Origin of the sequence: Paenibacillus sp. FSL H3-0333 (genome assembly GCF_038002805.1) — a bacterium.
In the GTDB taxonomy this organism is placed as follows: Bacteria; Bacillota; Bacilli; order Paenibacillales; family Paenibacillaceae; genus Paenibacillus_AQ; species Paenibacillus_AQ silagei.
On the sequence record NZ_JBBODG010000001.1, the window covers coordinates 6,309,543 to 6,322,516 of the forward strand.

General features: G+C 53.4%; 10 protein-coding genes. All 10 read right to left on the minus strand.

The genetic code is table 11. The features are described from left to right. Positions 1-143: 143 nt before the first annotated feature. The 10 genes from MHH78_RS27770 to MHH78_RS27815 all read right to left on the minus strand — a co-directional run bounded on the left by MHH78_RS27770 (position 144) and on the right by MHH78_RS27815 (position 12,845). Positions 144-1,388, minus strand: coding sequence for an MFS transporter (locus tag MHH78_RS27770; protein WP_341169545.1), 1,245 nt, complete (start codon positions 1,386-1,388; stop codon positions 144-146). Between the two features lie 158 nt (positions 1,389-1,546). Next, positions 1,547-3,259, minus strand: a complete 1,713-nt coding sequence (ptsP, locus tag MHH78_RS27775; RefSeq protein ID WP_076082687.1) for a phosphoenolpyruvate--protein phosphotransferase — start codon at positions 3,257-3,259, stop codon at positions 1,547-1,549. Next, on the minus strand, positions 3,252-3,527 hold the full coding sequence (locus MHH78_RS27780) for an HPr family phosphocarrier protein (RefSeq protein WP_036696683.1): 276 nt from the start codon (positions 3,525-3,527) through the stop codon (positions 3,252-3,254). Before MHH78_RS27780 ends, ptsP begins: the two co-directional genes overlap by 8 nt. Positions 3,528-3,627: 100 nt before the next feature. Further along, entirely contained in the window at positions 3,628-5,685 is a 2,058-nt protein-coding gene (gene ptsG / locus MHH78_RS27785; RefSeq protein WP_341169546.1) for a glucose-specific PTS transporter subunit IIBC, read from the minus strand. 252 nt (positions 5,686-5,937) lie between these two features. Then, positions 5,938-6,801 (minus strand): glucose PTS transporter transcription antiterminator GlcT, encoded by an 864-nt coding sequence (glcT, locus tag MHH78_RS27790; RefSeq protein ID WP_341169547.1) that lies wholly within the window; start codon positions 6,799-6,801, stop codon positions 5,938-5,940. Positions 6,802-6,946: 145 nt separating this feature from the next. Continuing rightward, positions 6,947-8,566: a hypothetical protein gene (locus MHH78_RS27795; protein WP_076082683.1), complete on the minus strand. Its 1,620-nt coding sequence runs from the start codon at positions 8,564-8,566 to the stop codon at positions 6,947-6,949. Beyond that, positions 8,559-9,266, minus strand: coding sequence for an ABC transporter ATP-binding protein (locus MHH78_RS27800; RefSeq protein ID WP_076082681.1), 708 nt, complete (start codon positions 9,264-9,266; stop codon positions 8,559-8,561). The genes MHH78_RS27795 and MHH78_RS27800 overlap by 8 nt, the downstream gene beginning before the upstream one ends. 116 nt (positions 9,267-9,382) lie before the next feature. Beyond that, the gene (locus MHH78_RS27805; protein ID WP_341170388.1) at positions 9,383-10,966 is read right to left on the minus strand and encodes a flotillin family protein; all 1,584 of its coding nucleotides are present in this window, start codon (positions 10,964-10,966) and stop codon (positions 9,383-9,385) included. Next, a complete protein-coding gene (locus tag MHH78_RS27810) occupies positions 10,966-11,502 on the minus strand; it encodes a protease (RefSeq protein ID WP_341169548.1) in 537 nt (178 codons plus the stop codon). The genes MHH78_RS27805 and MHH78_RS27810 overlap by 1 nt, the downstream gene beginning before the upstream one ends. Positions 11,503-11,681: 179 nt before the next feature. Next, entirely contained in the window at positions 11,682-12,845 is a 1,164-nt protein-coding gene (locus MHH78_RS27815) for an iron-containing alcohol dehydrogenase (RefSeq protein ID WP_341169549.1), read from the minus strand. Positions 12,846-12,974 lie beyond the last annotated feature (129 nt).

The window sequence follows — 12,974 nt, forward strand, 5'->3', positions numbered from 1 at the left end:
ACGCCGGAATTGCTACATAGGGTTCATTATATAATATGTAACACTATGTTCACAGGTCTGGGTTAAGGGTTGAATTGTGTCACCGGATATATCCTATATCGGCATGGATCGCCGGGGAATTAAGCTAATGAAGTTCCAAAACATCATGACCGCTTCCGCAGCACCTTGCCATATAACGCAATCACAGGTAGCAGCAGGAAGCCCGCCGACAGCAGCGAAGCTCTGATAGAGATCCGGCTGCCGATATAACCTACAACCGGACCGCCTGCGCTCTGGCCCAGGGCATCGGACTGGCTGATCATCGACAAGAGTGTAGCCCGGTTCCGGGATGGCAGCTTTGTGTTCAGCCAGGTGGTATAGATCGGGTCGCTGACCGAAGCGACCACCCCCAGGAGCAGTACCGCCCCGATCGCCCAGTAGAAATTAGGCGCAAGTGCCACCATTATAATGCAGCCGGCACGGACGGAGGTCAGGAGGAACAAGGCGGCCGCTACTTGACGTTCCTTTTGCAAATCAATGATTGTCCCGGCCATATAGACAGCCAGCACACCCAGCAGAGTCGTCGCCGCACTGATCAGCCCGAAGCCGGCCGCCATCGAGACTCCAATCTCCGGGAACCCGACTTCGTTCATAAGAAAGACTGGCCATAGGCGATCATATCCTTCAGACGCAGCACCGCTGAATAAAGTTACAACCGTCAGCAGCAGGAGCAGCGGATAATGCCTCAGGATAGAGATGCCGCTGACCCAGGTCTTGCCCAGCTCACGGATAGCGGAGGAATGCGGCGCACGCTCCCGGCGTATGAACCCCGTCTCCTTCATGTGCCGGATCAATATGAACCCCAGGACGAAATAGATGACTCCACCCGCCAGAAAAGGGAGATTAGACGCAACCAGGGATAATCCTACGCTGACCGCAATGCCTAGCAGAGAGGCGCTTAAAGAGAAGATTTTGGAGCGCATAAAGATTCTTCCAGCCTGCTCCTCCTCAAGCTCATCCATGATCCATGCGGTATCCGCTCCGCTCAGGAAGGTCCAGCCGATCCCGTACAGCATCTGGGAGATCAGCAGCCAGCCGAAGGCAGGCAACAGGGAAGCCGGATGCATGATCCAGACAATACTCCCTTCGAGGACAAAGGCACTTCCCAGAACGAACACGGCAATAATGACGGACAGTCTGCGGCTATAGGTATCAGCGACCACTCCGGTGATTCCCTCGAACACAAGCACCGTTATCTCCAGCACCGTTCCAATCAGCACAAGCTGAAGCGGATTCAGCTTAAGGTCAACTACATAATAAATACTGTAGGTTGTGAATATCGTACTGGCGGCAAGCGACAACATAAACACATGGATCAAATAAATCTGTGAAGCACTGAATCTATGCAAAATGGTTCCACCCTCCGAAAGTAATGGACACATTATATAAAATAACGCCCGGGCGGGCGGTTCCAGATTTGCTGAAATTCAAATAACCGCAAAAAAAAGCCCCCTGTAAAGGGGGCCGGAAAGTAGTTGGAGTTATTAACCAATGCTTGAGTAAAGAATTAATTCACGCGGGACTGCACCAGTGCGGCTACTTCCTCGGCCGTGCCGAGCTGCAGAGCCTGGGCAGCCATTTCCTTCATGTCGGCCGCAGACAGCTTCGAGATCTGGCTGCGTGCTGGCAGGATGGAGGTAGCGCTCATGCTGAATTCATCGAGGCCAAGACCGAGCAGCAGAGGAATAGCTGTGGCATCCCCCGCCATTTCTCCGCACATCCCGGTCCACTTGCCTTCGGCGTGTGCAGCATCAATGACGATTTTGACCAGTCGCAGAATTGCCGGGTTGTATGGCTGATACAGGTAGGCTACCTGTTCATTCATACGGTCCGCAGCCATTGTATATTGGATAAGATCGTTGGTTCCGATACTGAAGAAATCCACTTCCTTGGCGAACTGATCCGCCAGTACAGCCGTCGAAGGAATCTCTACCATGATGCCCAGCTGGATGCTGTCGGACACTTCTTTGCCTTCTTCACGCAGCTTGGCCTTCTCTTCCAGCAGCAGATCACGGGCTGCACGGAATTCACCAAGGGTAGCGATCATCGGGAACATAATGCGCAGGTCGCCGTGGGCGCTTGCTCTGAGCAAGGCACGCAGCTGGGTGCGGAAGATATCCTGACGGTCCAGACAGAGACGGATCGCACGGTAGCCGAGGAACGGGTTCATTTCCTTCGGCAGCTCCAGATAAGGCAGCTCCTTGTCTCCGCCGATATCCAGCGTACGCACTACAACCGGCTTGCCTTGCATATTCTCAAGCACGGTCTTGTAGGCATTATACTGGATCTCTTCGGAAGGCAGCTTGTCGCGGCCCATATAGAGGAACTCGGTGCGGTACAGACCTACACCTTCGCCGCCGTTCTCAATAACGCCAGTCACATCATTCGGAGTCCCGATGTTGGCTGCCAGCTCTACATGCTTGCCGTCGGCAGATACCGTTGGCTCGTCGCGGAGCTTTTTCCATTCAGCAATCTGAAGATTGTAAGCTTCCTGCTTCGCTGTATACTCGGCTACCTCAGCTTCGGAAGGGTTAATCAGCACATCGCCGCTCAGACCATCCACGATAACCAGATCGCCTGCTTTGACCAGGGACATCACGTTCTTCGTGCCCACAACCGCCGGAATCTCCAGGGAACGGGCCATAATGGCCGAATGGGAAGTCCGTCCGCCGATATTGGTGGTGAAGCCTTTGACGAAGTTGCGGTTAAGCTGTGCTGTATCCGATGGGGTCAGATCCAGGGCAATAACAATAACCTCTTCACTGATCTCAGCCGGGCTCACATAGTGAATGCCAAGCAGATGGTTCAGCACACGTTTGGTTACGTCACGCATATCCGCTGCACGTTCCTGCAGGTATGCGCTCTTCATGTTCTGGAACATTTCCACGAATTGATTAGCTACTTCATTCAGTGCGTAGTCCGCATTTACCGATTCCTCACGGATTTTGTCCATTACAGGGGTAATGAGCTCAGGATCATCAAGGATCAGCAGATGTGATTCGAAAATCTCCGCCTTCTTCTCGCCAAGCTCAGCCAGGGTACGCTCTTTGATGGTCTGAAGTTCGCCTCTGGATTTGTCCAGGGCGTCCTTCAGCTTCGCAAGCTCAGCGTCCACATCCGTGACCGCTGTTTTGGTAATGGTATAGTCCGGGTGTTCCAGGATAAAGGCACGGGCTACTGCAATACCTGCGGAAGCCGCGATTCCTGAAATTTTATTCATGAACTTCTCCCAGCCCTTCTTTAACCATAACCTCCTGCAACGCGTTCAGTGCTTCTGCTTCTTCACTGCCTTCAGTAATAAGAGTCAGGGTATCTCCTGCTTCAAGGCCCAGGGAGAGAACGCCCAGGATGGATTTAAGGGTAACTTTTTTGCCTTTAGCTTCTGCAAAAGCTTCAGTGCCTTTGAATTTTGTAGCTGTATTTACCAGCGCTGTTGCCGGGCGTGCGTGAATTCCGTCTTCGTCAATAATTCTGAAAGTTGTTTGCATAATATAATCCAACTCGCTTTCTGTTAATTTGGGATGGTGAATTATAGTGAAGGCTTGCGCTCCCCTTCATTATAATGGAAGCGCTTCGCCATTGCACATTTTACTGAATGGTGATGATATCCTTGTCACCGATGGCTACTCTGCCCGGTTTCTTCAAGGTAACGGAGGAGCCTTCCGGCAGGTTGGAGAAGATGACCGGAGAGATGACAGAAGGTGCATTCGCCTTCACATACTCCATATCCACTTCCATAATCGGCTGTCCGGCAGCTACCAGATCGCCTTCCTCCACCAGAACCGTGAAGCCCTGGCCCTTAAGCTTAACGGTGTTGACCCCGATATGCACAAGGACTTCCTTGCCGCCGTCTGACATGATGCCAATGGCGTGCTTACTAGGGAACACGTTGAATACCTTGCCGTATACCGGCGAAGCAATCTTGCCGTCTTCGGACAGGAAGGCGAAGCCGTCACCGGTCATTTTCTGCGAGAAGACCGCATCAGGAACCTCTGTAATATCCATCAGCTGGCCGTTTACCGGAGATACGATATCCTCAGGAATAATAGCGTCGCCCTGCTCGCCGGCCTGTTGTTCAAGCTCCGGCTTCGGAGCAGCAGGGGCTGCAGCTGGTGTTCTGCCGTTCATCACATCCTGAATCTGTGACTTGATCGTGTCCGAACGTGTGCCGAAGATCGCTTGTACGTTGTTACCCACTTCAAGAACACCAGACGCACCCAGCTTCTTCAGACGGTTCTTGTCTACGCCCGCTTTGTCCTTCACTTCGACCCGCAGGCGCGTAATGCAGGCATCCAGATGGGTGATGTTCTCTTTGCCGCCCAGGGCGGACAGAATGTTGCGCGGCAGATCGTCGCCTGTCTTGGACACACTCTCCAAGCTTACCTCATCCTCATCCTCGGAGGCATCCTCACGGCCGGGAGTCTTCAGGTTGAACTTGCGGATGACGAAGCGGAACCCGAAGTAATAGATCACGGCCAACACCAGACCTACCGGGATAACCAGCCACCAAGCGGTACGGTTCGGAATGACGCCGAACAGCACATAGTCGATGAAGCCGCCGGAGAAGGTCATGCCGATTTTGACATCCAAGAGGTGCATGGTCATGAAGGACAGTCCTGCGAATACAGCATGGACGGCGAACAGCAGCGGAGCCACGAACAGGAAGGAGAATTCCAGCGGCTCGGTGATCCCTGTCAGGAACGAGGTCAGCGCAGCCGAAATCATCAAGCTTCCGACAATCCGTCTGTTCTCAGGCTTCGACTCATGGTAGATCGCAAGTGCCGCTGCCGGAAGACCGAACATCATGAACGGATATTTACCGGTTGTAAATGTACCCGCTGTGAACTCCACACCGTCACGAAGCTGCTGCATGAAGATCCGTTGGTCACCTCGGACCAGATCGCCGGCCTTGTCAATATAGCTTCCGAATTCATACCAGAACGGTGAATAGAAGATATGGTGCAGGCCGAACGGAATCAGGGAGCGCTCGATGACCCCGAAGATAAAGGCCGAGAGCGTCAGGTTGGTATTAATCATACTCTGTGACACATAGTTCAGACCGTGCTGGATCGGTGGCCACACAATCGTGAGCGCAAGACCGAGCATCAGGGAGGTCACTGCCGTCATAATCGGTACGAAACGTTTACCCGCGAAGAAGCCCAGATATGACGGCAATTCTATACGGAAGAACCTTTTGTACATGGATGCGGCCAATATCCCGACCAGGATACCACCGAAGACCCCGGTTTGCAAGGTGGGAATCCCCAGCACACTGGAATACGAGAAATCCTTCCAGGTCAGCACGTAAGCATTGACACCGACTACCGTACCCATGGTTACGTTCATCACCAGGAAGCCGATAATCGCTGCCAGCCCGGCCACGCCTTCACCTCCGGCCAGCCCGATAGCTACGCCGACTGCAAAGAGCAGAGACAGGTTATCGAATACGATTTGCCCGGAGTTCATTAGTACCGTGGCAATGGCCTGTACGATATTATTCTCCAGGGCAGGCACGTATTGCAGGAAGTCCGGATTCACCAGCATGTTCCCGATTCCAAGCAGCAGGCCCGCTGCAGGCAGAATGGCAACAGGAAGCATTAGCGCTTTACCGACTCTCTGCAGAACGCCAAATAATTTTTTAAACATTCAAGGTCACTTCCTAATCCTTAATTTCTGTCAACAGAAGCCAAAAAAGGCATGAGCAATACAGCACATGGATTGCCACACTAACGCTAACGTTAGCGTACCCCAACTTGGGGCAGGACAACCATAATACTGTAAATCACTCATGCCTGATCGTATCAGTTACACGTTGGTATTCTGCTTCTGTTTCATAACAGGGATCATTGTAGCACCATTGATTTGAAGTTGCAAGCCCCAAAATCGCCTAAAGCCGGTCTACTCCTCCAGCTCCAGCTCATCTTCCTTCTTCTGGGCAATACGCTGAAGATGAATCGTCAGATAGCTGACCTCGGCCGGATATACCGGAATACGCACCCGCTGCTCAATCACCTTCGTCAGCTTCCAGGCAAGCATGTACATCTCGGGGTACTCCCGCTTCATTAGTCCATCCAGGGATGAGGTCTCGCGCACAGTCTCTCCCCGGCGCAGACGTTCCAGAACGAACCGCAAATGGGTCACCAGCCTTGAATAATCCAGCGAATCCCGCGGAATACGGTATTCCAGATTATCCTCCACCAGCCCCACCATATCCCCGATAAGCTCGGAATGCTGCTTCACCTCGGAGATATGGCGGTTGCTAAGCGCACTGACAATATGCAGAGCCACGAAGCCGATCTCATCCGGCGGCAGCGTCACCTTCATCGCCTCATTGATCCGCTCCACCGCATATTCTGCCAGACTGTACTCCTCCGGGTAAATCTCCCGGGTCTCGTACAGAAACGGATTATGAATTGCCATATGCTGCTCGCTTCTGCGGATCGCAAAGGAAATATGGTCGGTAAGGGCAATATGGATATGCTCATTCAGCGTCTGGCGGCTGCTCTGCATAATATGCAGCACAATCTCCTGGACCACCTCAATCAGCTTCTCGTCTACCTGCGGCACCAGCTGCTTGTATTGCTCCTGTTCCTCCTGGCTACGCAGGATGAACATCTTCTCTACGGAGGACAGATTGATCCGGTCCCTCGTTTTACGGTTGAAGCCGATCCCCTTGCCAATCACCACAACCTCGGCATATTGGGGATGCTCGGCAATGATAACGTTATTATTAAGCACCTTGCCCACGGTAATGCTGCTCACTTGCGACACCTCTTTTACTTCTGAATCCTGATCTATTCCAGCAGCACGATACATGTTTCAACGTGTGATTCGTTCCCTTAAGCTCCTATCATAACATCAAGAATCCCAAATTAGAAGGGTGCCGCAAACCGCCCGCGGGCTCCATTCATTTCACCCGAAACGTCCGGCCTGAGAACCTGTATACCATGATAAGCGCAGCCAGCATATACACCACAGCAGAAAGCACTACGATCACGGCAAACATTCCAGGCTCACTCTTGAACTGCATCGCGATGAATCCGACCCCCAGCACCACACTGTTCACAATCGTAAAGAACGGATTCTTCACATTCAGCTCCGTGCTGTAAGGCTGGAAGATGTAGTACATGAACAGATGATGCACCGAGAAGAACAGGGACAGCGCCACAATCGTCACGCAAAAGAGTACGGCATCCCCCGCGCCCCAACTCTCCGCTGACAGCACCAATAGCAGGTTCACCGCCAGGCAGATCGCGGCAGCCGGGATCAGATTAAGCACGCTGATACGCAGCAGCCGGATGCGGAAGTTGCTTAGAATCGCCGATTGTTCACGGTAGAATCCGTAGCGCAGCAGGCTGAGATCACAGTTATAGAACATCGCCTTGCAGAGGCGTTCGCCAATGGACGTGTAGTTCATAATGATCAGGAAGGTCGGCAACGCGGTAATCAGATAATGAGTCAGTTTGGTAAAAGCGGATTGCGACAACAGCATCGTCAGCAAAGCAGCGGCAAAGAGCGATCCAATAATAACCAGCCGCCGTTGAATCGGACTGGTGATCAGCCGCCGGTGACGTGAGAAAAAGATTGCATTCAGGTAAGCGTACCCGCTTTTCCCCTCGAACTTCTCTTGATTCTGTTGTTCCGCCGAGTAGTGCTGATCTTGGGTGGCCACATCCTTCACCCGTGCTTCTTTCATCATCCGTCCCATGTCGAGCAGCGGATCATCGATTTTGGTGACGGCATCGACGGCATTCGTATAGTCCTTATAACGGGCGATATAGACCGCACTTAAGGTTCCCAGCACCAGCACGCCAAGCACCACAGGCAGATTGAACAGCATTCCGCTCTCTACTACCGCAAATCCGGGGAGCAACGGAAGATAGGCCAGCAGATAGCCAGCGCCGATGGCGGTCCAGATCCAGCTTGTTTTTTTGACAATAACGATGCCGTAGCGGTCATACACCCACAGATGCAGCGCCTCGCAAGCCGTACGCCAGAACGTCAGCAGCAACGTAAGAACCGCCCCATGCCACAGAGGAGCACCGAGGAGATTCCCGAAGACCAGCATCGCCGGAATAAAAGTAACCAGAAAGCTGATCCCTCGCAGAGTCAGTGTGGTCCGCATATACCGCTCTGCCGGCAGCCTCATCAGCTTCACGAATATGTATTTATCCCGCTTCGGCTCCAGAATAACCGCGCTGGAAACCCCGGCCGTAAGGAAGCTTATACATAGCAGCATCTGCAAATAAAGCTGGTACTGAACAGAAAGGGATAAGGTGATATCATTACCGATGAACTTCAACGGCAGATAGATCATGATCCCAAGATAAGCGAACTTCGTCACAAAGGCCATAAGTACCTTGAGGATATGCACGATAACAGATAAGATCCGCTTCAGCGTGGTTTCCGAGTAGACCGAGGCCGGGATCAGCTTGCCCAGCACAGGGAGCTTACGGGCATAGAACATCAGCCGGTTAGCGCCGGACATCCCCCGCACTTCCAGAATCGCCTTCAGCGTCCTAATCATGATCCTCATCCTTCAGCAGGGCAATAATCTGCTCTTCAAATTCCGGACTGTGCAGGGTCTCCGCCGGAATCTCCCGCAGTGTACCGTTATTCAGAATCACCAGCTCATCGCAGAGATCGGCGGCCAGCTGCAGAATATGAGTGGAGAAAATAATGATATGATCCTGCTTCATCTCCCGCAACAGCTTCTTGATCTCCAGTGCCACTACCACATCGAACGAGGTTAACGGCTCATCCAGCAGGATCAGCGGCGGACGGGAGATGATAAAGCACAGCATCTGAATTTTGTTCTTCATCCCGTGGGAATAGCCCTTGATTAGACGGTGCCTGTCCGCCTCCTCGAAACGGATGATATCGAAATATTCCTCGATGGTCCGGTCCGCTTGTATCTTCCCCTTATTGATGTCCATGTAGAACTTCACAAACTCATAACCGGTCAGGAAGTCAGGCAGAATCGGCAAGGAGAAGACGTAGCCGATCTCCTCCTCAAGCAGCGGAAGACTCACCTCATCTCTCCGCAGAAAAGCCCCGCCACTATCCATTTGGATCTCCCCGCTCAGGCAGTTGAATAGCGAGGTTTTGCCGGCCCCGTTGCGGCCCAGCAGACCGTATATCTTGCCTTGCTCGAAGGTGAAGTCAATTCCCTTCAGCACCTCTCTGCCGTCAAAGCTCTTGCGTATATTATCCAGTATAAGCTCCATGCCTCTGCCTCCGTTTCAGCGTGAAAGATAAGGAATCTCTGTTTCGCGGATCACTTACAAAAAAGGTATGGCTGGCGTTACTACTGCCTGCCATACCTTGGTGGCTTGCTCTGCTCTTATCCTTCAGGGTGTTCTGAAGGTTCCACCGGTTGTGCCGGAGTGACCGGAGCAGCCGGGGCCGGTCTGGTGACGACAGAGGTGATTGGCGCAGTTGTATGTCTCACCATGTCCTTAGGCTCCGTCTTGCCCTTGGTCAGCCCTTTGATCAGCGCCTCGACGTCAATACCGGACACGCTTTTGAGCATCTCAGGGGCTGTGGACATCAGTTGGGTCACATAATTACTGACCCGCGCAGCTCCTTCACCGTTGCCGGTATCCACCACAGTCAGCTTGTCGATAGACGCCAGCGGCTCGGCAATCTTCCCGGCCAGCTCAGGCAGCATTTTGACGATAATATCGAGAACCGCCGCTTCGCCGAATTTCTGGAAGGCTTCTGCCAGCTTCTCCTTGGCTTCCGCTTCGGCCAGACCGCGCAGACGGATAACTTCGGACTCTGCTTTACCTTTGGCCAGCTCTGCATCCGCGATCGCCTGACCTTCCAGCCGCTTCTGCTCGGACGTAGCCTGAGCCTGCTTCTCGATACTATACTGCAGGGCGTCGGCTTCACGCATGCGCTTGGCCTTGTCGGCTTCCGCCGCCTGCTCTACCGCATAACGGTCTGCTTCCGCTTTCTTCTTCACTTCAGCATCATACTGCTTCTCGCGTACCTGGATTTCCTTCGCCTGAATATCGATTTCGCGTTCCTTGCGGACCAGCTCAACCTTCATCTGCTCTTCCACCACGGTCTGCTTGGCACGCGCCTCCTGAATGTGGTACGCCTGGTCGGCTTCCGCCTTGGCAGTATCCTGATCGCGTTTGAACGCTGCGACCTTGAGCTGGTTCTCCTTCGATGCTTCGGCGATGTTGGTATCCCGCAGCAGCTCCGCCTTCTGCCCCTGCTCCTCGGCATTGGCCTTCTGAATCCGCGCGTCACGGACAGCTTCCGCTTCCGCAATCTCCGCATCCCGCTTCACTGCGGCAATCCGCGGTTTACCCAGCGCTTCCAGGTATCCGTGCTTATCGCGTACGTCCTTGATGGTAAATGAGACAATCTGGAGTCCCATCTTCTTGAGGTCACGGGCGGCAACCCCCTGAACCTCCTGGGCGAAGCGGTCGCGGTTGCGGTAGACCTCTTCTACGGTCATCGTACCAAGAATCGCCCGCAGATGTCCTTCCAGCACTTCCTGCGCTTCACTCTTCAGGGATTCAATCGGCTTGCCCATGAACTGCTCGGCTGCCGTTGCCACATCTTCCGTGGAGCTGCCTACCTTGATGATGGCGACCCCGTCGGCAATGACCGGCACGCCTTGCTCCGTATAGACCTCCGGGGTCGTCACATCGAGCTTATGGGAGAGCAGAGACATGAACTCCGCTTTCTGGAAGACAGGCAGAATGAATGCACCGCCGCCGCGGACGATTTTGATTTTGCGGCCGGAGCCATCATCTGATATATGATTGTTGCCCAGGAAGGAACCGGTGACGATCATGCCTTCATCCGGGCCAACCGTCTTGTAACGCGCCCAGAAGGCGAGTCCGAGGACAAGCAGTACAGCGATTACTATCGCAGGTATAAATAGGGATTCTGGAATATTTTCTAGCATCATAAGTCCACTCCTTTTCTCTCTTCAAATTCAGACACAAGTGCTACACCCTCACGTACCTCAACTACTACAACCTTGATTCCGGCCGGTAGTGCCTGCTGCTCGAAGCTGGCCGCCGTATGCAGGCTGTTGCCTGCACCGAACTTCACCATAATCTCACCGTAGCCTGTGCCGGGGACCGGGACGGTAACCTCACCGATTCTCCCCGGCAGTTCACTCATGGAGAAGCCGTTCGACATTTCGCTGTTCCTCATTGGCTTCACTACCACCAAATGCATCAATACGCCCATGAATGCCGCTATCAGCAGGGACAAGGCAAGAATCACGCCATCTTCCAGTCCGCTGTAGCGGCCCAGCAGCATGCCTGCTCCACCGAATACAGTGACCCCTCCTGCCAATAGGGTAGGATTCAGGAAATCAAAGGATACGATGTCAAAAATCCCGTCCAGAGCGCTCCCAATCAGGTCGCCTACCACTACACTGACTACAGCAAAAAGAATACCCAGCGCCAAACAGCCCAAATACAGCGTTTGCATGTTAGTCTCCTCCCGTCATTACTTCCGGACTGTCATACTAGTATAAACGCAACTGTCATGCCCTTGGTTTCACAAAGTTGGGTATTGCTCTCATTAATGTATGCCAGAAGCGTTAAAATTAACAGACCAAAGAAGCCGCCCCCCGTAGATGGGAAGCGGCTGTACTGCCGATGGCTGACTTACAAAGCCAGCTTATAAATTTCAACTACGTCCTGACGCTCCAGCTTGCGGAAGTTGCCGAACGGACCGAAGCGGACCGCCTTGTCGGCCATGCTGCCGATTTCGCTGTCGTCGATGTCGTAATCGCCGAGCGTCTTCGGAGCGCCAATGGAATCCCAGAAGCGGCGGAGCGCTTCAATGCCTTCGAGGCCGGTCTGTTCATCGGTTTTGCCGGAAGGGTCAATGCCGAACACGTTCACAGCCAGCTGGCGGAAGCGGGCAGGATTCGTGCTGAGGTTATATCTCATCCACTGCGGGAAGAGAATCGCCAGGCCGCCGCCGTGGGGAATATCATACACAGCGGATACGGCATGCTCAATGTTGTGCGTAGCCCAGTCACCGGCAAAGCCCATGCTGACCATTCCGTTCAGCGCCATCGTCCCGCAGTACATAATAGTCTCGCGAAGCTCGTAGTTGTTCAGATCCTCAATCAGCTTAGGAGCCGTCTCAATCACGGTACGAAGCAGAGTCTCCAAGAAGCCATCCTGTAAAGGCGTATTGCTGTCTGTATGGAAATAATGCTCCAGCGTATGGGACATGATGTCCACCATACCGTACACCGTCTGGTCGCGCGGCAGGGAGAAGGTGTTCTCCGGGTCAAGGATCGAGAAGGCCGGATAGGCATGGATGCTGCCCCAGCCCATTTTCTCCTTGGTCACTTCGTTGGTGATGACCGAGCCGTTGTTCATTTCGGAGCCGGTGGCTGCCATTGTCAGCACGGTTCCCAGCGGAAGCGCACCTTGAGGTGCAGCCTTGCGTTCTACGAAGTCCCACATATCCCCTTCATATTTCGCTCCGACGGCCACCGCCTTGGCACAATCGAGCACACTGCCGCCGCCGACGGCAAGAATCAGGTCAATCTGATGCTCACGGCACAACGCTACACCTTTATGTACCGTTGAGAGACGCGGATTCGGCTCCACTCCGGCAAGCTCGGTAACTACGGCACCAACCGCAGCCAGTTCGGCAATGACGTTATCGTACAAGCCGCTGCGCTTAATGCTGCCGCCGCCATACATCAGCAGTACATTCTTACCGTATTTCGGCACCTCGGTACGGAGTGCCTGCAATGTTCCCTGTCCGAAAATAAGCTTGGTCGGGTTATAAAATTCAAACTTGCGCATATGGGTAAACCTCCATGAGTATGTGAATGTGAAGCACTGTCTATTATAGTCCTCCGGCTTGGCGCATTCAAATCGCTGATTTCTCCACAGCAGGACACGCAGAAATGCCCCGCCGGTACTCCGGCAGGG